Genomic DNA, 21,014 nt, shown 5'->3' with positions numbered 1-21,014 from the left:
TCTCGGCACATCACATATTCAGAGCCATATGTCGGGTGTTTGGATTGACCCCATGACAGTAGACATTTTCTGTCCTCACGACGAGGCCTGTTCGAAGGACTCCGGACTGACTCCACCAAGGTGGTAGCGGTATCTGACCCTGTTATAGAGTGCTTCAATGTAATCGAAAATATCCGTACGGGCCAGATCCCGGGTTTTGTAGATCCGTTTTCTAATTCACACTTTTTCAGCAAGTTGAAGAACAAATCGGCAACCACATTATCCCAGCAGTTACCACGCAGACTCATACTCTGTGCCAGATTATTGGCCAGGTAAAAGTGCTACCCGTTGTCACTACTATATTGGCTGCACGATAACCTCATTGTTCGGTTTACGCCGCCATATGGCCATCTTCAACGCCAGTTTGCGTGAGAGGGTTGGCTTCATCGACCAACCCCACCACGTTACGGGCCCCCAGACCTGGTTAGCCCGCACGGCAGTAAACTGTCGCTATATACAACTAGGCGCCACGACTGAAAGCCTGCAACTAGGCATGGTGCTTTATAATCAGGAACGGCTCTGCTCCGGTTCAGTTATGAGCCGCCCCACTCAATTTTGATCGCAGGTTTCCCCGATTTCACAAAGATCACCATGGATCCCACAATCACCATATACACCGTCACTTAGGGCATATAGGTCGCGAGTAAGCGCCAGCAACCGCTGGTTGTTTTGTCGCGTGCGGAGACCGGTTGATACAGCCATGCATAAAATCCGGCCAACCTGACATTCAATACCCGACATATCATCATGACCCCCATATCGATCGGTGTTCATTTATAAATAGCGGTACTTCAGTCGGACTCCCTTGCAAAGTACCACGTGGCATTTTTCAGAATATCTCGCTCTTCTTCGGCGCGTTTAAACTGCCCCCATAGCTTCATGATCTATATTTTTGCTTCCAGTAGATCATGGGCATGCTGCTCGCTATTATCCCCGGCTTGATAGCCCTCAGCAATTTGTAGAGCCGAAACGCAGAAACACCCAACCGGTCGGAGACCTCTGCCACTGAATAACCACATCCAGTTATCTGATGCATGGTTAAATTCAGGTGTAAAGCGTAGTGTGCTCATACGCATCTCCTATGCTCAAACTCTAGGACTGGATAGTCTACTGGGGCGGAGTCAGTCCATTTTCAGACAGCGAGGTGTCTAAGAAACCAGGGGGGATCCACTAGGCAGGATTGCAAATACAAGGGAATTCCAATAGAGTCCCACTTGGCTTGCGTATCAATCACAACCAAACAAATCACGTGTATAGACTTTTTCAACAACGTCACTCAGCTCCGCCATCATGCGATTAGTGATGATGATGTCGCATTCGTCTTTAAATTGGTGAAGATTGTTAATGACCCGCGAGTGAAAAAACTCGGACATCTGTAGGGTAGGTTCATACACTACCACTTCGATGCCCTTGGCTTTAATCCGCTTCATAATGCCTTGGATAGCACTGGCACGGAAATTATCAGAACCCGCTTTCATTACAAGCCGATATACACCAACCCTTTTGGGATTTCTCTGCAAAATAGAATCAGCAATAAAGTCTTTGCGAGTAGTATTGGCATCCACAATAGCGCGGATCAGGTTATTGGGCACCTCACTGTAGTTGGCGAGTAGCTGTTTGGTGTCTTTGGGTAGGCAATAGCCCCCATAACCAAACGAGGGATTGTTGTAATGGCTGCCAATACGTGGATCCAGTCCCACACCTTCAATGATCTGCCTCGAGTCCAGGCCATTAGACTGAGCATAGCTGTCAAGCTCATTAAAATAAGCCACTCGCATTGCCAGATAGGTGTTGGCAAATAGCTTAATTGCTTCCGCTTCAGTGCTATCGGTAAGCAAAACAGGTATATCTTCTTTAATTGCTCCCTCGATCAGTAAATTGGCAAAAAATTGTGCACGCTCGCTACGCTCGCCTACCACAATACGCGACGGGTGCAGATTGTCATATAAGGCACGGCCTTCACGCAAAAATTCAGGGGAGAACATCAGATTATCACAGCCGAGTTCTTCACGCAATTTAGCAGTAAAACCAACCGGTACGGTGGATTTAATCACTATCACCGCAGTAGGGTTAATCTCCATAACATCACGCACAACGGCTTCAACGCTGCGGGTGTTAAAATAATTGGTCGTAGGATCGTAGTCGGTTGGCGTGGCGATGATGACAAACTCTGCATTGGTATAAGCGTATCGTTTATCCAGCGTGGCAGTCAAATTAAGTGGTTGACTCGACAAATAATATTCAATTTCTGCATCGGCAATCGGAGAAATACGATCATTTATCTGCGTGACTTTCTCTAGCAGCACATCGAGCGCCACCACTTCATGGTGCTGCGCCAATAAGATGGCATTAGATAAACCGACATACCCGGTTCCCGCGACGGCAATTTTCATGATAATTCCAGCTTATAAAATTGACAAATAGAGACATTACTTGATTTCATACCATTTTAAGATTTTTTTTATTGCTTGTGAAAACTCACATCTAAAAAACCAACCACACCCCAATAGCAATGCAATCCAGTATATATAGATATAAATACCCAATCGCTCTTGTTCTAGCGCACCTAATACTGCACCTATGATACACAAGAACGTAAAAGTGTATAATGCTGCTCTCGGTAATACCTTCCAAACGTGAATAGCAAACTCTGTTCTCAACACTAGAAATACCCAGAATGCCAATGCCGTGCTACTCGCAGCTCCTGCAGCACCATATCTGGGGATAAGAATATAGTTACAAGCTACATTAACTAATAATGCGAGCACACAGGCTAACATTGCGTAGACAGATTTTCGCGCGATACCAATGCCAACCACCGTGGTCTCTGACAAGGTATAAAACAATGGATAGGCAAGACAGGCAACCAAAATCCATTGAACTTGTGCATATTCAGATGGCAAAATAAAAGATACAATCCAGGATAACAAGCCAGCCGCACAAAATAATATAATGACTAAGAACAGCACATAGCGGCTAACTATGATGACTTTATCATGGCCCTCATCTTTACTGGCCCATTTATAAACTGTCGGAGCCCATACAGTAGAAAAAACTGACTGGAAGATTGTGGCTGCAGCGGCAAAATTGACCGAAATTGAATATACCGCCAGTTCGCTATAGCTACTCCATCGACTTAGAAAAATTCTATCTAACGATGTTAAACCCCAAAATGCAACCCCACCTAAAATCAATGGAAAGCCAAAGTGTAACATTTGTCGTAACTGCTGCAGATCTATTTTTTGGCTTAGGCTTAACCGCCATTCGCTATGCGTGTTCCAAACAAATATTAAACAAGCAATAAAAATTGCGAGAGTATTGGCTAACAACAAATGCTCAAAGTTTTTAGTAACATTCAATAAAAGATAAGAAAGAATAATAATAAGCAAAAATGCCTTAGGTAAAAGCTGACTCATAGAAAAAGCTAAACCCCGTTCATTCATGCGCAACACTAAAGATAAAAAGCGTGATAAAAAACTAGCTAATAAAGCTAATGCAAGAATCCAACTGACACTAGTTGATTCTAGAGAAAAGACAAATTCCGCTAACCAAGAGCCAAATGTCAAACTGGTCGCAAGCACAATCAACAATAATATTAAGCCAGGCAAGACCGCAGTTTTTAGTAGTAAAGGTTTATTCTCTGACTCATGGAATTCACGAACGTAACCTTGATCTAACCCCAAAGTAAAAAACAAGGTGGCGAAACTTAGCACCACGTTCAGTAATGCCATTTTGCCAACATCTTCTTGGCTAAATACCCAGGCAATAATAGGTAACGTGATAAAGCCCAATAATGCGCCACCGATTGGGCCAAGGGAAAAATGAAGGATTTTTGTTGGTGACATAAGCTCTACTGCAATTTAAATTTCCAACTAAATATTAGGAGAAAATAGTTTTAAGCTGGTTCACTAAATTTTCTTCACTAAAATAGTTACATACCCGTTGATTATTAGCGATGATTACTTCGCGTGATTGAACGGTGAGAGATAAATCATCTAACGAAAATACCTTGATTCCGAGTTTTGTCAGCAGTGCATATGAGCTGGTATCTGCGCGCATATAGACAGTTTTGCCACGACCAAGCAGATTGATGGTATTACCCATAGCTTGCTGCCGATCATGGGCAAAAATAGCAATATCAACTTCATCCAAAATTTTATTATATTGCGCAAGCGGCATAAAATCCATCAGCGGGAAAAACTTATCGCCAAACATTGCTTCTCCCAATTTTTTTATCTGCGCTGCATAAATCGAGTTACCGTAAGAAAGGGGACAATAAATTTTACCAATCTGATTTCGTACATCAAGTTTGGCAAGTTTTTCAAAAACCTGCTGATGATTATTGGCTGGATCAGCTGAGTTACCAATCTGAACATTGACCTTGGGTAAACCTTGCCCTTTCGTATGGATTAATTCCTCTTCACTTAGTGTTGCACCACTATAAACATTGCTTTTATACATGATACATTCATAAAGTTTACCACTTGCATTATACCACTGCTGGGCATTGTGATAATCACCTTCCACATAAGTAATAAAACCACCAAGGCGTGATATTAAAAACTTGCGAAATACTTCCAGCACATAGTAACGCGTATCTTTTTTAGTTAGTTTGTGATAATAAAGGTCCCCTCCCCAAATTATCCAATCACATTTTTTATGTAACCAAGGCATAAAACAAAGCAATATAACTAAGTGGGAAGAAAAAAGTCCATGCAGGATAATTTTATCATTTCGATGCATGGCAACGACTAGCTTAATAATATTCCGAAAACTATTCAACGTTGATAAATTCAAAATCGACGGTGACTGTACATAAGGATATTTCTTAATGTCCCCAAATGTAATCACTGTGTGAGGATCACCAGAAAAATGCTGGCGAACAAGTTCAATAAACCCTGGGATAAATTTATCCAAATACGCTAGATGCAATATTTTTTTGTTCATTTCAGCTCGACAAAGCTCTTTATTTGTGAACAGATATAATCCACTTGCTCATTGGTTAACTCATAAAATAGTGGCAAACGTACTAAGGTATCGCTGAAGTAATCAGAATTTAGCAAGGGGTAACCAATATACTTGTCTTGATAGAATTCGCTAGTATGCAGAGATAAGTAGTGGAAAACCGCATGCACTTCGTTGTCTTTTAAGTGTTGAATTAGCGCCGTGCGCTGCTCAAGACTTGAACAAACCAAATAAAACATGTGTGCGTTATTAGTTGAATAGTCTGCAACGACTGGCAATTCAATACCTGTGTTAGCTAATACAACATTCAATCTATCATAATAACGTTGCCAAATTTCTTTGCGCCTAGCCTGAATAGGTCCCATGTTTTCAAGTTGCGCATACAAGTAAGCAGAGATAATATCTGATGGCAGGAAGGACGAACCAATGTCTACCCAGCCATATTTAGCCACTTCACCTCGGAAAAATGATGAGCGGTTCGTCCCCTTCTCACGAATGATCTCAGCACGATGAATGTATTTATCATCATTGATGGCTAATAATCCCCCTTCACCAGCAATGATATTCTTAGTTTCATGGAATGAGAATGTTCCAAATGTACCTATACTACCGAGTGGTTTCCCTTTGTAATAGCTATCAATCGCTTGTGCAGCATCCTCTACTACAGGGATATTATGCTGATTTGCAATTGCCATAATGGCGTCCATGTCACACGCAACACCGGCATAATGAACAACTACAATAGCTTTGGTGTTAGGAGTGATCAGTTTTTCTATTTGTGCTGGATCAACATTAGGATGATCACTATAACTATCTGCAAAGATAATTTTGGCACCACGCAGCGCAAATGCATTGACAGTCGACACAAATGTATAGGATGGGGCGATAACTTCATCACCAGGTTGAATATCCAATAAGATTGCGGCCATCTCCAACGCATCGGTGCATGATGTAGTCATCAATGCTTTTTTAAAACCATAGCGTTGCTCAAAAAAATCATGACATTTTCTGGTAAAGGTACCATCACCGGAAATTTTCCCCGCAGCGACGGCTTGAGCAATATACACGAGTTCTTTACCATGGAGATAAGGCTTGTTGAAATTTATCATTTTACTTTAACCTAGTTCTAAGTTTATTTATCTCTAATACATTCCCATTATCATCTTCTATACTTTCCAGTCTGAGTAAGCCTTGGCCACAAACAACAACTGGCATATTCTTCTCAAAGAAAATGATCTTTCCTGGAACTCTATTTTCAATAAAAACATCATTAACCAATGCTACTTTCTTAATTCTCACTAATGCCCCATCAACAAATGATGATGCACCAAGATAAGGATAGCCAACACTATTTACATGTCGTTCTATTGCATGAGAATCAAGATTCCAATTTATTGCATAGTCATCGCTATCACGCCATAGACTATATGTTGCTAGTGATTCATCTTGGGGTTTTCCATGTAGCTGTCCCGAAATGAATAAATCATAAATCTCACCTGCAATATTAAAGTAAGCCTCACTTACCATTATAATTGCATCTTCTATCGTGATTGGATATTCGACTGGAACCTTAACTTGAGATAGGATATCACCACGATCATATTTGTCCGCTGCCATTAAAGCCGTTACCCCGACACAGTCATCTTTATTCAATAAAGCTGTTACCAGGGGGTTGAAACCACGATATCTCGGCAATAATGAGTCATGAAAAACTATCAGTGCAGAAGAAGGGATATCAAAAATCATTCGCTGCCATCCAGCAGCGACTGCAAGGCCAAACTCATGCTTATCAGCATGTTTTGTACTAAAATAATATTTTATATTCTCTTGTTTGCAGTACACCTCTATGTCATCCGAGAAATCATTTTTCACATTTGTATCTTTTCCAATAATAACAGTGATTTTATTTGTCTTTCTTCTTAATCCCTGTACTGTCTTAAGTCCTTTCAGTCCAGTCGCAAAGACTTTAATAGCTTTTGATTTTATGGTGTACATAGTAAATCCAATTCATTAAACCAAAAATTTGGTTCCTATTTCTTTAACGAATTCAAATACTCGCCATAACTATTTTTAGCCATCAAATTAGCGGCCCTTGATAGCTGCTCATCCGTTAACCAGCCATTTCGCCATGCTATTTCCTCTAAACAGGCGATCTTGTAACCTTGGCGTTTCTCGATGGTTTCAACAAAAGAGGCGGCATCATGCAAACTTTCATAGGTACCAGTATCAAGCCAGGCAAAACCACGACCAAGTAGTTCTACATTCAATTCACCGGCTTGCAAATACATATCGTTGAGAGTGGTAATCTCCAGCTCACCACGGGCTGAGGGTCTGACTTTTTTTGCCAACTCAACCACTTTGTTATCGTAAAAATAGAGTCCAGTTACTGCAAAGTTGGACTTTGGATTAACTGGTTTCTCTTCAATACTGATAGCCTTTCTATTTTCATCGAATTCAACAACACCAAAGCGTTCGGGATCTTTCACTTGATAACCAAAAACTGTGGCGCCGGTTTGGCGCTGGGCGGCACGTATTAATATTGGAGAAAAGCCCTGCCCCCAGAAAATATTATCACCTAATGCCAAACAAACACTATCACTACCAATAAACTCTTCGCCAATTAAAAAGGCTTGAGCCAAGCCGTCAGGAGATGCTTGAACAGCGTATTGCAGATGAATACCCAGATTACTACCATAACCTAACAAACGTTGAAAACTTGCTTGATCTTCAGGTGTCGTGATAATCAGAATTTCCCTGATCCCGGCAAGCATCAGTACTGACAGTGGATAGTAAATCATAGGTTTGTCATAAACTGGCAAGAGCTGTTTGGAGACGCCCATAGTGATAGGGTAAAGACGAGTTCCAGAACCGCCAGCCAGAATAATCCCTTTCATTACTTCTTCTCCCCGTACTGCTGAGCAATCCAAGACTGATATGACCCGCTCTTGACGTTGTTGACCCACTGCTGGTTTTCCAGATACCACTGCACGGTTTTGCGAATACCGGATTCAAAGGTCTCTTGCGGTTGCCAATCCAGCTCGGCACTCATCTTGGTCGCATCGATGGCATAACGGCGATCGTGGCCAGGGCGATCCGCCACATAGGTGATTTGCTCACGATAAGAGCCCACCTTCGGCACCATCTCGTCCAGCAGATCGCAGATGGTGTGTACCACCTCCAGATTCTGCTTCTCGTTATGACCGCCGATGTTGTAGGTCTCACCGACCACGCCGGTGGTCGCCACCTTGTAGAGCGCGCACGCGTGGTCTTCCACATAGAGCCAGTCACGGATCTGGTCGCCCTTGCCATAGACAGGTAACGGCTTGCCATCCAGCGCGTTAAGAATGACCAGCGGGATCAGCTTCTCGGGAAAGTGGTAAGGACCATAGTTGTTTGAGCAGTTGGTGACGATGGTCGGCAGGCCGTAAGTACGGCGCCAGGCACGCACCAGATGGTCGCTGGAAGCCTTCGAGGCAGAATAGGGGCTGCTGGGGGCGTAAGGAGTGGTTTCGGTAAAGAGCGGTAATGGCTCACCGACGGCTACTTCATCCGGATGGGGCAGATCGCCATACACCTCATCGGTGGAGATATGGTGGAAGCGGAAGGCAGCCTTGTGTAACTCGTCCAGACCGTTCCAGTAAGCGCGAGCTGCTTCCAGCAACATATAGGTACCGACGATATTGGTCTCGATAAAGTCAGCCGGGCCTGTGATGGAACGGTCAACATGGCTCTCGGCGGCCAGATGCATCACGGCATCCGGCTGGTGCAAGGCAAACACCCGATCCAGCTCGGCACGGTTGCAGATATCCACCTGCTCAAACGCATAACGCTCGCTTGACGATACATCGGCCAGGGATTCCAGATTGCCAGCATAGGTGAGTTTATCGAGATTGATAACGGCATCCTGAGTATGACGGATAATATGGCGCACAACGGCAGAGCCGATAAAACCAGCACCGCCGGTCACTAAAATTTTCATAGAAAAGGTGCTCTTATAACGAGAATCACTCTCATTTTGGAACGACATTAATTACTCGGGGGAAATACGATGCAGGAATTCAAAGAAGTGCATGGATATTTGCCATCTAATACATATCACTAGATGGCGAGAACGCTCATCATTTGAGCTAAAACCAACAAATAACATGGCTACCGCACTGAGTTGCAGCCCCCAGATCGCTGATTTTAAACACGATTCCCAAGCTGTTGGCCATCATGTCCTCCAGCATTTAATTGTATTTTTTGCTGGTATGCATCGCTAGACACGCTCACCGATATCTCGTGATATTGCACACCACACATACCCGATTTGATGCCGGATTCTATCTCGTATTGCCCCCATATGAACAGCAAAAAATACCTCGCTGGGGGTTAATTTGAAGCTGGGCACGAGGCTGATCACAACCAGCTTGAACGCCCTGCTACTTATTTCAACAATCGGTAACACGAACCTCTCGGCAAGCCCAGAAAAAACAGGGCAACCCATAGGGTTGCCCTGCTTGATTGTCAGCCAGACCAAAGCAGACTGGCGATTTATTGGACTCTGTTCAAATTTGCTCAACCTTGCATGCCATCAGTCATGTTTTGACTCATGAGCATGAGTCAGACGCTCTTCTTTGCTGCTGTGTTTGGTGAAGTAACGCATCACCAGCACGAAGAAGAGCGGGACGAAGAAGATGGCCAGCACGGTGGCGCTGATCATCCCCCCCATTACGCCGGTACCGATTGCATTACGGCTGCTGGCACCGGCGCCGGAGCTGATCACCAGCGGCAGCACCCCGAGGATAAAGGCGAGCGAGGTCATCAGGATCGGACGCAGACGCAGGCGTGCCGCCTCCACCACAGCCTCACCCAACCCCATCCCCTTGTCGTAGAGCTCTTTGGCAAATTCCACGATCAAAATCGCGTTTTTCGCCGACAAGCCTATGGTGGTGAGCAGGCCTACCTGGAAGTAGACGTCGTTCTCCAGCCCACGCAGGGTGGCGGCCACAATGGCTCCCAGTACCCCGAGCGGCACCACTAGCATCACCGAGAACGGAATGCTCCAGCTCTCGTAGAGGGCCGCCAGACAGAGGAACACCACCAGCAAGGATATGGCGTAGAGCGCTGGCGCCTGTGAACCGGCCTGACGCTCCTGGAAGGAGAGCCCGGTCCACTCGATGCCCACCCCTTCCGGCAGCTGTTTCACCATCTGTTCGATGGCAGCCATTGCATCACCGGTACTCTTGCCGGGCGCAGCTTCACCGACGATCTCCATCGCTGGCACACCGTTGTAACGCTCAAGACGCGGCGAGCCGAAGCTCCACTCGGTGCTGGCAAAGGCGGAGAAGGGCACCATCTGACCGGCACTGTTGCGCACATACCAGAGTTTCAGATCTTCCGGGTTCATCCGGAAGGGGGCATCCGCCTGCATATAGACCTTCTTGATCCGGCCACGGTCGACGAAGTCATTGACGTAGGACGAGCCCCAAGCGGTAGCCAGGGTGTTGTTGATATCCGCGATGGATAGCCCCTGCGCCAGCGCCTTCTCGTAGTCGATCTTGATATCGAGCTGCGGCGTATCTTCCATCCCGTTCGGGCGTACCCGTACCAAGGTGGGATCCTGCGCCGCCATACCGAGCAGCTGGTTACGCGCCGCCATCAGCTTGTCGTGACCTATACCGCCGCGATCCTGCAGGAAGAAGTCAAAACCGGTCGCCGTACCCAACTCCGGGATCGGAGGCAGGTTAAAGGCGAACACTTGCGCCTCCTTGATGCTGAACAGATAGCCCATGGCGCGGCCGATGATGGCATTGGCGCTGCGATCCGGGCTCTTGCGCTCGCTCCAGTCCTTGAGCTTGATAAAGGCCATACCCGCGTTCTGGCCACTACCGGCGAAGCTGAAGCCGGATACGGTCAGTACGGAGTCAACGTTATCCTTCTCGTTTTTCAGGAAGTAGTCGCGCATGTCCGCCAGCACCACCTCGGTGCGCTGCTTGGTCGCCCCCACCGGCAGTTGCACCATGGACATGATGACCCCCTGATCCTCTTCCGGCAGGAAGGAGGTGGGCATCCGCATAAAGAGCACTGCCAGTACCGCCAGCATGGCACCGTAGATCAGGCTGTAGCGCACGCCCTGCTTGATCACCTTGCGCACGCCGCTCTGATAGCGATTGGTACCCGCATCAAAGGCGCGGTTGAACCAGCCAAAGAAGCCGCGCTTGGCCCCAAACTCGCCATGTTTCATCGGCTTGAGCAGGGTGGCACAGAGGGCCGGTGTCAGGATCAACGCCACCAGCACCGACAGCACCATGGCCGAGACGATAGTCAGCGAGAACTGGCGATAGATGGCGCCGGTCGAGCCGCCGAAGAAGGCCATCGGCACGAACACGGCGGAGAGCACCAGGGCGATCCCCACCAGCGCGCCGGTGATCTGGGTCATCGACTTGCGGGTCGCTTCCAGCGGGGAGAGATCCTCCTCGCTCATCAGCCGCTCCACGTTCTCCACCACCACGATGGCGTCATCCACCAGCAGGCCGATGGCCAGCACCATACCGAACATGGTGAGGGTATTGATGGAGAAGCCGAACGCCGCCATCACCCCGAAGGTACCGAGCAGCACCACAGGCACCGCAATGGTCGGGATCAGGGTGGCGCGGAAATTCTGCAGGAACAGATACATGACGCAGAACACCAGGAAGATCGCCTCGATCAGGGTCTGCACCACCTCCTCGATGGAGATCTTCACAAACGGCGTAGTGTCGTAGGGATAGACGATCTCCATGTTGGCCGGGAAGTAATCCGACAGCTCATTGAGCTTGGCACGCACCTTCTCGGCGGTATCCAGCGCATTGGCGCCGGTCGCCAGCTTGATGGCGACCGCGGCGGTGGACTGGCCGTTGTAGAGCGCATCGGCGTCATAGCTTTCGCCCGCCAGCTCGACCCGGGCCACATCTTTCAGCCGTACCTTGGAGCCATCCTGATTCACCCGCAGCAGGATGTCGTTGAACTGCTCCACGGTAGAGAGACGGGTCTGCCCCATGATGGTGGCGGTGAACTGCTGATCTTCCACCGACGGTGTGCCGCCCAGCTTGCCGAAGGCCACCTGGGCGTTCTGCGCCTTGATGGCTGCCTGCACATCACCAGGAGTCATCTGCACCCGGTTGAGTTTATTGGGATCGAGCCACACCCGCATGGAATACTGGCTACCGAACAAGGTGATATCCCCTACCCCGTCCAGACGGCTCAGGGGCTCCTTAATGTTGGAGACCACATAGTCCGCCAGGTCGTCGTTGTTCATGCTGCCATCGCTGGAGATGAAGGCAGCGACCATCAGGAAGCTGCTGGAGGTCTTCTGTACCCGGATCCCCTGCTGCTGAACCTCTTGCGGCAGCAGCGACATCGCTTGCTGCAGCTTGTTCTGCACCTGTACCTGGGCGATATCGGGATCGGTCCCCGGCTGGAAGGTGAGGGTCACCGACACCCGCCCCGCGGAGTCAGACTGGGAGGACATGTAGAGCAGGTGATCCAGCCCGGTCATGTTCTGTTCGATGATCTGGGTCACCGAGTCTTCCACCGTTTTGGCGGATGCGCCCGGATAGCTGGCGGAAATACCGACAGCGGGCGGCGCAATGCTCGGATACTGGGCGACCGGCAATTTGATGATGGCCAGGCTGCCCGCTAGCATGATCACCAGCGCGATCACCCAGGCAAAAATGGGTCTGTCTATAAAAAATCGAGCCATGAAGCGACTACTCCATCCTACTTGTTGGCCGGGGTGTTGGACGCGGCTTGAGCAGACGCTGCATCAGCACCTTGCTCGGCGGGATTGACCACGGCGCCCGGTCGTACTTTCTGCAGGCCAGCCACGATCACCCGCTCGCCGGAGATGAGCCCTGACTCCACCACCCAGTTGCTGCCAACGACACGGCTCAGCTGCACGTTGCGCAGCTCCACCTTGTTGTCAGCGGTTACCACCATCACGGTGGCGCCGCCGTTGGGGGTGCGAGTCACGGCAGTTTGCGGCACCAGCAGCCCTTGCGCCCGCTCACCCTCTTGCAGGGTGGCGCGCATAAACATGCCGGGCAGCAGCAGCTGGTGAGGGTTGGGCACAATCACCCGTAGGGTCACCATGCCGGAGGTCTCATCCACGGTCACATCGGAGAATTGCAACGAGCCCTCTTCGCCATAAGTGGAGCCATCTTCCAGCTGGAAGGTCACCTTGGCCCCCTTCTGCTCGTCCTGGGTCAGCTTGCCCTCGGCGACCAGTCGCTTGAGGCGCAGCAGATCGGCAGTGGACTGACGCACATCCACATACATGGGATCAAGCTGCTGAATGGCGGTCAGGCTGTCAGCCTGCTGGGCGGTCACCAACGCCCCCTCGGTCACTGCGGATGTACCGATGCGGCCGCTGATAGGAGCCGTGATGCGGGTGTAACCGAGATTGATCTCGGCGCTGCGCAGGGCAGCCTTGCTCGCCATGATCTCGGCTTGCGCCTGCTTCCAGCTGGCGTCGGCGTCGTCATAGTCCTGACGGCTGATGGATTTGACCTTGAGCAGCTCCTGATAGCGCTTGGCCTTGAGGCGGGCACTCTGCTCGTTGGCTTGCGCCTTGGCCAGATTGGCCTTGGCGCTGGCGACCGCCGCCTGATAGAGAGCCGGATCGATCTGATAGAGCAGATCGCCAGCCTTCACGTCGCTCCCTTCGGTAAAGAGACGCTTGAGGATGATACCGCTCACCTGTGGACGCACTTCGGCCACCCGCAACGGGGCACTGCGACCGGTCAACTCGGTGGTCAACATCAGCGGACCGCTCTGCAGAGTCACCACGTTGACCGCCGCGGGGGGCATACCGCCCTGTCCCTGGGGTGCGCCCCCCTTGTCACCACAACCTGCCAGCAAGCCTGTAGCCAGCAAGGCAAGACCAACTGAACGAGCAAGAATATGTTTATGCATGAAACACCTGAGCCTTTGCCAGTCAATGAACAATCAGGGCCGCATGGGCCCTGTTGGTAAATAGTCGAAAGATGAGGCAATATACATACATTCATAAATGTATGTAAGTGACTTTTTGCTTGCATGAGGCACAAATTTCGATGGCCAGACGAACCAAAGAAGAGGCGCAGCAAACACGCTGCCACATCATGAGCACGGCGCTGGATCTGTTCTGCTCTCAGGGCCTGGCCAAGACCAGCCTGACCGACATCGCCAGGGCGGCCGACCTGACGCGCGGGGCCATCTATTGGCACTTCAAGAACAAGGACGAACTCTTCATTTCGCTCTGGAAAGAGCTCTGCAGCCCTCTCGCCCACCAGCTCGATGCCTGCCTCAATACCGATGAGCCGGATCCGCTGGGGCAACTGCGTCTCTTCTTCGAAGGGGTGCTCCACAGCTTCATTCACAATCCGGCGCAACGGCAGATGTTCACCCTGTTGTTCAATCTCGAATCGCTGGAGGGAGAAGCCATCTCACTGCGCGAGCATATCCGCAGCGAGTCCGCACACTTTTTTCAGGATCTGGAGACGACCTTGGCCAATGCGGTACGACGGGGCCAACTGCCGGCAGACCTTAACTTGCAGCGTGCCGCCACCCTGCTCCACTGCACCCTGGATGGCTACATCATCAACTGGCTCCACTTTCCGGGGCGGATCGACCTGCAGAGCGAATCAGCCTTCCTGATAGAGAGCATGTTCACCATGCTGGCCCAGCCCCACGGGCCTGCCTGCGGCCGCTAACCGGCTCCGGCAACTTCCTAACATCCAAATCGGGGCCTGACCGCGCGCTTTGGCAGTCAGGCCCCGATTTGTTACCCTGTGCGCCCCCTGCTTGAGGTAACCCTGTGCCACACTCTGACGCCATCCCCGCTTCCTGGCCATTTAACGACCAGCACACCCACGCTCGAGCTGCCTTTGTGGCGCGTCTCACACCCGGTGCTCACCTGCTCAATGGTCAGTGCGGTATGGGGGAAGATCTGTGCTGGCTGCGTGCAGAAGGGTATGTGGTCACCGCCTGCGAAGCAGTGCTGGCTGACGCCAAAGTTGCCTCGCAGCAATCCGGACAAGCAGTGCGGGTCTGCCCGCTGGCGAAGATGTACTCGGTGCTCCCTTACGATGGCATCTGGTTAAGCCGCCCGCTTGATAGCGACGCGGCCACCCTTGTCCCCCTGTTGCAACAGCTGGCGACCCTGCTCAAAGCGGGCGCTCCGCTCTGCTTCCCCCTGCAGCCAAGCGGCAAGACTAGTCACGATGAGCTAAAACAACTGGTCACCACATCCGGGATAGCGCTGCAACTGGCGCCGATGGAAACCGCCTCGACCAACACGCCATCATGCACAAGTCAACACGCCAGCCAGTACGTCATGTTGCTGCGTGGCGATCATCAAGCCACCTAACGGGCTAATTCATCACAGATTTTCCCGTTCAACGCCAAGCCGACAGCTAGTCGGCGATCTTGGCTTTCGACAATATTTAACTCGGCGTTAACGCAGAAAAGGCAGACATAACACGGCTTACGTGTTAAAAAGTGTGATTAATATCAAAATTTAATAACAAAACAGACAATACAACCAACTCCGGATTTCCTTATGAAACTTGTCCTGAAACTCATTGCTGGCATCCTTGCCGGTCTCTTGCTCGGTCTCTACGCCCCTGAGTGGGTGGCGCGCGTGCTGTTTACGGCCAAGACAGTGATAGGTCAGCTCATCACCTTCACCATTCCGCTCATCATTCTGTTCTTTATCATGAGCGGCATCGCCAGCCTGCCGAAAAACTCCGGCAAGCTGCTGGGCAAAACCGTGGCCCTCTCCTACTGCTCCACCATTCTGGCGGGGCTGTTCGCCTTTACCGTGGCGAGCCACCTGATCCCGCTGTTCACCACCGCCGCCGAGCCCACCACGGCCACGGCCATCAAGCTCGCCTCCTACGTCAATCTGGAGATCCCGCCGCTGTTTGGCGTGATGTCGGCACTGGCCGCTGCTTTCGTGTTCGGCATTGGCATCAGCGCCACCCAGGCCACCGATCTGCGCCGGGTCGCCGATCAGGGTCGTGACATCATCGACCGCCTGCTGGCCAAGGTGATCATCCCGCTGCTGCCGTTCTATATCGCGGGCGTCTTTGTCGAGATGACGGTAGAAGGCACCGTATTCGCTACCCTGAAAACTTTCGGCGTGGTGCTGGTGATGGCGATCCTGATGCACTGGATCTGGCTCTCCGTACTGTTCGTGGGTACCGGTCTGGCCCTTGGCCGCTCACCGGCGCAGCTCATCAAGAACATGCTGCCCGCCTACTTCACCGCGCTGGGGACCATGTCGAGCGCCGCCACCATTCCGGTCGCTCTGCAATCGAGCAAGAACAACGGCGTGAGCGACGGTATCGCCAACTTCACCGTGCCGCTGTGTGCCACCATTCACCTCTGTGGCTCCACCATTACCCTGGTGACCTGCGCCACCGCGGTGATGTTCCTCTCCGAGCATCTGGCCATTCCAGGCATCGAGACCATGCTCCCCTTCATCATGATGCTGGGGGTGATCATGATCGCCGCCCCGGGCGCCCCGGGTGGTGGCGTGATGTCGGCGCTGGGCCTGCTCACCTCCATGCTCGGTTTCGGTGAAGCCTCCATCGCCCTGATGATCGCCCTCTATCTGGCGCAAGACAGCTTCGGCACCGCCTGCAACGTCACCGGTGACGGCGTGATTGCCCTGTGGGCGGATCGCTTCGCCAACGGTAGCGAGAGCGCAGCTCCTGTGGCCGAGGCCGAACAGGCGTAAACTCGCCGGGAAGGCAACCGCCATCCTCTGCAAAACCGCAGGCCCGAACCATGTTCGGGCCTGCGTCGTTTCTGCCACCTTCACAGCTTTTGTACGTATTCCTCCTCCCTCTCTTTACCCCTCGCTACCGTAAACAGCATGCGCGCAGCTCTCTACACCCGACAAAATTATTGGCATATGCTACATATGGGCGTATAAATGGCTTATGCCAATTAGGAGCCACCATGCCAAGACCCAAGATTGCCCGCCAGATCTGTGGCCGCCCCGCCAACAGCTGCTTCAAACCCAACGGCCGCCCCATGCATCAGCTGGAACAGGTCACGCTGGCCCCTGACGAGTTCGAGGCATTGCGCCTCGTCGACCTTCAAGGAATGCAGCAGCAGGAGGCCGCCCTGGTGATGGGGGTTTCCCGCCAGACCCTGGCCAATATTCTGAAAAAAGGGCGTTACAAGGTGGTGGAGTGTCTGAGTCTGGGAAAGGCATTGATGATGCAACCCGCCGAGCCCGACCACCCAACCAGTGGAGAAGAGCCGACATGAATGCTGTCACAACCATGACCACCAACCCCAACAACAGCGCCCTGATGCTGAGTCAGGGGTTGCTGGCTGGCCACTTTACCCGTGCCGAGCAGCTGCAAATTATTAACCCCGAAGGGAACGTTATCGCCACCCTGGCTAACCCGGCCGCCGCCGAAGGCTGCCACGGCAAGCAAGCGCTGCTCGACGCCCTCGCCCACTATCAGGTGGGTCAGGTGGTGGTGCGCAATATCGGCGAGCGGATGCTGGGCCGCCTGCTGGCGGCCAATATCCGGGTTCTGCAGTGCCGCTCTGCCCGCCTGCCGCTGCCCGCGCTGCTGGCCCCCGCCAATCTGCAACCTCTCACCGAGGCAAGTCAGGGGCGTCCGTCTCGCCGTCATCAGAGCAAATCTGCGATCCGTGCCATCCAGCCTGTTGGAGCAGGCCAGAGTCATAGCCATTGTCATGGTGGTTGCAACAGTGGCTCCAATCACTGTTGTGCCAGTAGTGGCCATCAGGCAGAGAGCTCACGACAAGGCCATACTTGTTGTCAAGGCAGTGAGGGCGCAGGCCAGTTGCTGCCATCATCACTGATGTCATCACAGTGCATGTCATCACCATCTAAGGAGAAGAGATCATGTCCATCTGGTTATTGAGCCTGCTCGCCTCGTTCGTACTGATCCTGGCCATGGGCACCATCATCTGGTGGCGCCAATACCAGCTTGCCCAGAAGCGGGAAGATAAAGAGGTGCGTCCCTGTGGCTGCTCCAGCGCCTGCGCGGATCACCTCTACCAGATCAGTGAGCCAACGCCCAAAAAGTAACCTGACCGCAGCCGCCATAGCCGCAGAGATAAGGTCGGCAAAATAAGGGCGCGTGGAATCGAGAGGCGCATAAAAGAGAGGGGGCACCTGCTGATGCCCCCTCTCTTGTTACGCTTTTCATTCATGCTTGATCCGCCGTATTGCCCCTTAAGCTCATCACACACGCTCAACCCGGCTCCGCGCCGCTGGCCGCCACGCTCGCAGTGCAGGTCGGATCCTGATACTGCTGATAGATGGCATAAAACTCGGCCTTGTTGTGCAGGGCCGCAGCGACACAGGTGGGATCAAACTGGCTGCCGGCATGCTCCTCCAGATAGGCAAACGCCGTCTCGAACGGCCAGGCCTGCTTGTAGGGGCGCTCGCTGGTCAGGGCATCAAACACATCGGCCACCGTCACGATACGCGCCGCCAGCGGGATCGCCTCCCCCGCCAGGCCCAGCGGATAACCGGTGCCATCAAAACGCTCATGATGGCCTGCGATGATGTTGGTCAGCATATCGGTGTGGTGAATGCCATCGAGGCCAAACTCATTGATCATCAGGCTGATCATCTCTCGCCCCTTGCTGGTGTGAACCTTCATGATCTCGAACTCTTCCGGGGTCAGCTTGCCCGGCTTGAGTAAAATGGCATCCGGCACCGCGATCTTGCCGATGTCGTGCAGCTCGGAGAAGAGGTAGACAAACTCCACCTCCTCGTCGCTCAGCCCGCAAGTCGGGGCCAGCGTCTTGGCGATCAGTCGGGAGTAGGCCGACATCCGATGCAGATGGTTGGCGGTCTCCTCATCCCGATAGCGACTGAACTCCCGTGCCGTGGTCAGCGCGCCGCCGAGGGTCTGAATAGAGAAGAACTCCACCGCAACGATGGCGGACAACATCTGGGCATAGGCCGACAGCTCGCTTTGGATCGACTCATCGAAATATCCCGGCTCCATGGCATCGCAAAACAGAAAACCAAACAGCTTGCTGTTGAACAACAGCGGCTCGGTATAGCTGGAGGCATAGCCCGCCTCCAGCAGCTTGCGGCTGTGTTCCGACGCGGAACCACGCAGGGCATCGAGATTGCCAAGCACCCGGGGGTGCTTGTGCTCCGCCAGATAGCGCAAGGATGGAACATCGCTCAGCTTCACCTCATACTGCACCAGCGGCGAGGGCCCCTCGGTGCTGTGGGCGAAGGTCTTGAGCTGATCGGTATGGGGATCGTAAATCGCAATGGCCACCCGACTCAGCTTGTCAAAACGCTCGCGTAGCGTAGCGTGCAGATTCTGCATTCTTTCGCCAAATGAACTTTCCATTGCCTTCTCCACCGGATCACCATGATGGGAGTATAGGGGCACCCGTGACAGGGTTCCCAGCCACAGACCGCGAAATTGACTAATAAGTCAGCAATGCATATTGCCAGCCACAAACCTGTGCAGCAGGGACTGCGCGCCAGTCAGGGCTCCACCATCAGCCGCTATTCGCACGGCCCAATCCTGCCCACTCGGAGATATTGTTAGGTTCTGCCATGCTGGCTGTATAGTTTTTGGTTAACCATTCCGGTAAAATCCGCGCCCTTAAAGAAGAGCCACCTAAGAGTGATTGAGCGATGTCCAACACAAAACAGGCCCCCAAAGTAGGATTCGTCTCCTTGGGTTGCCCCAAAAACCTGGTCGATTCAGAACGCATCCTGACCCAGCTGCGTACCGAAGGGTACGATGTGGTGCCCAGCTATGACGATGCCGAGCTGGTCGTCGTCAACACCTGCGGCTTTATCGACAGCGCGGTGCAAGAGTCGCTGGAAGCGATCGGCGAAGCGCTGGCCGAGAACGGCAAGGTGATCGTCACCGGTTGCCTCGGCGCCAAAGAGAACCAGATCCGCGAGATCCACCCCAAGGTGCTCGAGATCACCGGCCCCCACGCCTATGAAGAGGTGCTGGGTCACGTCCACAAATATGTGGAGAAGCCGCAGCACAACCCCTTCACCAGTCTGGTACCGGCCCACGGCGTCAAGCTGACCCCGCGCCACTACGCCTATCTGAAGATTTCCGAAGGGTGCAACCACCGCTGCACCTTCTGCATCATCCCCTCCATGCGTGGTGATCTGGTGAGCCGCCCCATCGGCGACGTGCTGGCAGAAGCCAAGCGCCTGAAAGAGGCCGGCGTGAAGGAGCTGCTGGTGATCTCCCAGGACACCTCCGCCTACGGCGTCGATGTGAAGCACCGCACCGGTTTCTACGACGGCATGCCGGTCAAGACCAGCATGGTCGCCCTGTGCGAAGAGCTGGCCAAGCTCGATATCTGGGTGCGTCTGCACTACGTCTACCCCTACCCGCACGTGGATGACGTCATCCCGCTGATGCGCGATGGCAAGGTGCTGCCCTACCTCGACATTCCGCTGCAGCACGCCAGCCCGCGCATCCTCAAACTGATGAAGCGCCCGGGTACCGTCGAGCGCACCCTGGAGCGGATCCAGAAGTGGCGCGAGATCTGCCCGCAGATCACCCTGCGTTCCACCTTTATCGTCGGCTTCCCGGGCGAGACCGAGGAAGATTTCCAGATGCTGCTGGACTTTATCGACAAGGCGGAGCTGGATCGCGTCGGCTGCTTCAAATACAGCCCGGTCGAAGGGGCGCTGGCCAACGAGCTGCCGGATCCGGTACCGGAAGAGATTCAGGAAGAGCGCTTCCAGCGCTTTATGGAGCTGCAACAGCAGGTCTCCATCCGCAAACTGGCCCGCAAAGTGGGTCAGGAGATGACCGTAATCATCGACGAAGTGGACGAAGAGGGTGCCACTGGCCGCTCCTTTGCCGATGCACCGGAGATCGATGGTCTGGTCTACCTCAACGGCGAAACCGGCCTCAAGCCGGGCGATATGGTCAAGGTGCGGATCGACGAATCCGACGAATATGACCTGTGGGCCAGCCTGATTGGCTAACCCTTGCTGACCACCG

Annotated in this window: 17 protein-coding genes and 1 pseudogene; 7 read left to right on the top strand and 11 right to left on the bottom strand. The window is 52.3% G+C overall.

Annotation, left to right across the window (positions count from 1 at the left end):
- Window positions 1-75 precede the first annotated feature (75 nt).
- The 10 genes and pseudogenes from G5253_RS04005 to G5253_RS03960 form a co-directional block, all read right to left on the bottom strand.
- A pseudogene (locus G5253_RS04005) lies at window positions 76-1,109 on the bottom strand (IS3 family transposase).
- A 156-nt stretch (window positions 1,110-1,265) separates the two neighbouring features.
- Window positions 1,266-2,432, bottom strand: coding sequence for a nucleotide sugar dehydrogenase (locus G5253_RS04000; RefSeq protein ID WP_266134473.1), 1,167 nt, complete (start codon window positions 2,430-2,432; stop codon window positions 1,266-1,268).
- Between the two features lie 36 nt (window positions 2,433-2,468).
- Window positions 2,469-3,884 carry a lipopolysaccharide biosynthesis protein gene (locus G5253_RS03995; protein WP_266134474.1) on the bottom strand — a complete coding sequence of 472 codons (1,416 nt, stop codon included), beginning with the start codon at window positions 3,882-3,884 and terminating at the stop codon, window positions 2,469-2,471.
- A 34-nt stretch (window positions 3,885-3,918) separates the two neighbouring features.
- Window positions 3,919-4,986, bottom strand: a complete 1,068-nt coding sequence (locus tag G5253_RS03990; RefSeq protein ID WP_266134475.1) for a TDP-N-acetylfucosamine:lipid II N-acetylfucosaminyltransferase — start codon at window positions 4,984-4,986, stop codon at window positions 3,919-3,921.
- Entirely contained in the window at window positions 4,983-6,113 is a 1,131-nt protein-coding gene (gene rffA / locus G5253_RS03985) for a dTDP-4-amino-4,6-dideoxygalactose transaminase (RefSeq protein WP_266134476.1), read from the bottom strand. Before rffA ends, G5253_RS03990 begins: the two co-directional genes overlap by 4 nt.
- A 1-nt stretch (window position 6,114) precedes the next feature.
- Window positions 6,115-6,999: a methionyl-tRNA formyltransferase gene (locus tag G5253_RS03980; protein ID WP_209794913.1), complete on the bottom strand. Its 885-nt coding sequence runs from the start codon at window positions 6,997-6,999 to the stop codon at window positions 6,115-6,117.
- A 35-nt stretch (window positions 7,000-7,034) separates the two neighbouring features.
- Window positions 7,035-7,898 (bottom strand): glucose-1-phosphate thymidylyltransferase RfbA, encoded by an 864-nt coding sequence (rfbA, locus tag G5253_RS03975; protein WP_266134477.1) that lies wholly within the window; start codon window positions 7,896-7,898, stop codon window positions 7,035-7,037.
- Complete coding sequence (gene rfbB, locus G5253_RS03970) at window positions 7,898-8,983, bottom strand: dTDP-glucose 4,6-dehydratase (protein ID WP_266134478.1); 1,086 nt, start codon at window positions 8,981-8,983, stop codon at window positions 7,898-7,900. Before rfbB ends, rfbA begins: the two co-directional genes overlap by 1 nt.
- 594 nt (window positions 8,984-9,577) lie before the next feature.
- The gene (locus G5253_RS03965; RefSeq protein WP_266134479.1) at window positions 9,578-12,727 is read right to left on the bottom strand and encodes an efflux RND transporter permease subunit; all 3,150 of its coding nucleotides are present in this window, start codon (window positions 12,725-12,727) and stop codon (window positions 9,578-9,580) included.
- Window positions 12,728-12,744: 17 nt separating this feature from the next.
- Window positions 12,745-13,938: an efflux RND transporter periplasmic adaptor subunit gene (locus tag G5253_RS03960; protein WP_266134480.1), complete on the bottom strand. Its 1,194-nt coding sequence runs from the start codon at window positions 13,936-13,938 to the stop codon at window positions 12,745-12,747.
- Window positions 13,939-14,078: 140 nt separating this feature from the next.
- Here G5253_RS03960 and G5253_RS03955 point away from each other — a divergent pair, with 140 nt between their 5' ends.
- From G5253_RS03955 to G5253_RS03930, 6 genes are all read left to right on the top strand, one after another.
- Window positions 14,079-14,717, top strand: a complete 639-nt coding sequence (locus tag G5253_RS03955; RefSeq protein WP_266134481.1) for a TetR family transcriptional regulator — start codon at window positions 14,079-14,081, stop codon at window positions 14,715-14,717.
- Between the two features lie 176 nt (window positions 14,718-14,893).
- Window positions 14,894-15,373, top strand: coding sequence for a hypothetical protein (locus G5253_RS03950; RefSeq protein ID WP_421202721.1), 480 nt, complete (start codon window positions 14,894-14,896; stop codon window positions 15,371-15,373).
- Window positions 15,374-15,565: 192 nt separating this feature from the next.
- A complete protein-coding gene (locus G5253_RS03945) occupies window positions 15,566-16,747 on the top strand; it encodes a dicarboxylate/amino acid:cation symporter (RefSeq protein ID WP_266134483.1) in 1,182 nt (393 codons plus the stop codon).
- A gap of 224 nt (window positions 16,748-16,971) precedes the next feature.
- Window positions 16,972-17,286: a DUF134 domain-containing protein gene (locus G5253_RS03940; RefSeq protein WP_005338107.1), complete on the top strand. Its 315-nt coding sequence runs from the start codon at window positions 16,972-16,974 to the stop codon at window positions 17,284-17,286.
- Entirely contained in the window at window positions 17,283-17,918 is a 636-nt protein-coding gene (locus G5253_RS03935) for a NifB/NifX family molybdenum-iron cluster-binding protein (protein WP_266134484.1), read from the top strand. Before G5253_RS03940 ends, G5253_RS03935 begins: the two co-directional genes overlap by 4 nt.
- The gene (locus G5253_RS03930; protein ID WP_005338109.1) at window positions 17,900-18,085 is read left to right on the top strand and encodes a hypothetical protein; all 186 of its coding nucleotides are present in this window, start codon (window positions 17,900-17,902) and stop codon (window positions 18,083-18,085) included. Before G5253_RS03935 ends, G5253_RS03930 begins: the two co-directional genes overlap by 19 nt.
- 166 nt (window positions 18,086-18,251) lie before the next feature.
- Here G5253_RS03930 and G5253_RS03925 read toward each other — a convergent pair whose 3' ends face one another.
- The gene (locus G5253_RS03925; protein WP_266134485.1) at window positions 18,252-19,376 is read right to left on the bottom strand and encodes an HD domain-containing phosphohydrolase; all 1,125 of its coding nucleotides are present in this window, start codon (window positions 19,374-19,376) and stop codon (window positions 18,252-18,254) included.
- Between the two features lie 293 nt (window positions 19,377-19,669).
- Here G5253_RS03925 and rimO point away from each other — a divergent pair, with 293 nt between their 5' ends.
- A complete protein-coding gene (gene rimO / locus G5253_RS03920; protein ID WP_201951934.1) occupies window positions 19,670-20,998 on the top strand; it encodes a 30S ribosomal protein S12 methylthiotransferase RimO in 1,329 nt (442 codons plus the stop codon).
- Window positions 20,999-21,014: the final 16 nt, after the last annotated feature.

Origin of the sequence: Aeromonas sp. 602658, assembly GCF_049173005.1 — a bacterium.
GTDB lineage: Bacteria > Pseudomonadota > Gammaproteobacteria > Enterobacterales > Aeromonadaceae > Aeromonas > Aeromonas veronii_A.
Note: the sequence above shows the minus strand (reverse complement) of the source record. Positions and strands in the feature narration are given on the sequence as shown.

What these genes read in the sequence shown, in the direction of transcription:
- rffA (WP_266134476.1), bottom strand. Translation starts at nt 6,113, where the DNA reads ATGATAAATTTCAACAAGCCTTATCTCCATGGTAAAGAACTCGTGTAT.
- G5253_RS03955 (WP_266134481.1), top strand. Translation starts at nt 14,079, where the DNA reads ATGGCCAGACGAACCAAAGAAGAGGCGCAGCAAACACGCTGCCACATC.
- G5253_RS03940 (WP_005338107.1), top strand. Translation starts at nt 16,972, where the DNA reads ATGCCAAGACCCAAGATTGCCCGCCAGATCTGTGGCCGCCCCGCCAAC.
- rimO (WP_201951934.1), top strand. Translation starts at nt 19,670, where the DNA reads ATGTCCAACACAAAACAGGCCCCCAAAGTAGGATTCGTCTCCTTGGGT.
- rfbA (WP_266134477.1), bottom strand. Translation starts at nt 7,898, where the DNA reads ATGAAAGGGATTATTCTGGCTGGCGGTTCTGGAACTCGTCTTTACCCT.
- G5253_RS03995 (WP_266134474.1), bottom strand. Translation starts at nt 3,884, where the DNA reads ATGTCACCAACAAAAATCCTTCATTTTTCCCTTGGCCCAATCGGTGGC.
- G5253_RS03990 (WP_266134475.1), bottom strand. Translation starts at nt 4,986, where the DNA reads ATGAACAAAAAAATATTGCATCTAGCGTATTTGGATAAATTTATCCCA.
- G5253_RS03930 (WP_005338109.1), top strand. Translation starts at nt 17,900, where the DNA reads ATGTCCATCTGGTTATTGAGCCTGCTCGCCTCGTTCGTACTGATCCTG.
- rfbB (WP_266134478.1), bottom strand. Translation starts at nt 8,983, where the DNA reads ATGAAAATTTTAGTGACCGGCGGTGCTGGTTTTATCGGCTCTGCCGTT.
- G5253_RS03925 (WP_266134485.1), bottom strand. Translation starts at nt 19,376, where the DNA reads ATGGAAAGTTCATTTGGCGAAAGAATGCAGAATCTGCACGCTACGCTA.
- G5253_RS04000 (WP_266134473.1), bottom strand. Translation starts at nt 2,432, where the DNA reads ATGAAAATTGCCGTCGCGGGAACCGGGTATGTCGGTTTATCTAATGCC.
- G5253_RS03935 (WP_266134484.1), top strand. Translation starts at nt 17,283, where the DNA reads ATGAATGCTGTCACAACCATGACCACCAACCCCAACAACAGCGCCCTG.
- G5253_RS03960 (WP_266134480.1), bottom strand. Translation starts at nt 13,938, where the DNA reads ATGCATAAACATATTCTTGCTCGTTCAGTTGGTCTTGCCTTGCTGGCT.
- G5253_RS03980 (WP_209794913.1), bottom strand. Translation starts at nt 6,999, where the DNA reads ATGTACACCATAAAATCAAAAGCTATTAAAGTCTTTGCGACTGGACTG.
- G5253_RS03965 (WP_266134479.1), bottom strand. Translation starts at nt 12,727, where the DNA reads ATGGCTCGATTTTTTATAGACAGACCCATTTTTGCCTGGGTGATCGCG.
- G5253_RS03945 (WP_266134483.1), top strand. Translation starts at nt 15,566, where the DNA reads ATGAAACTTGTCCTGAAACTCATTGCTGGCATCCTTGCCGGTCTCTTG.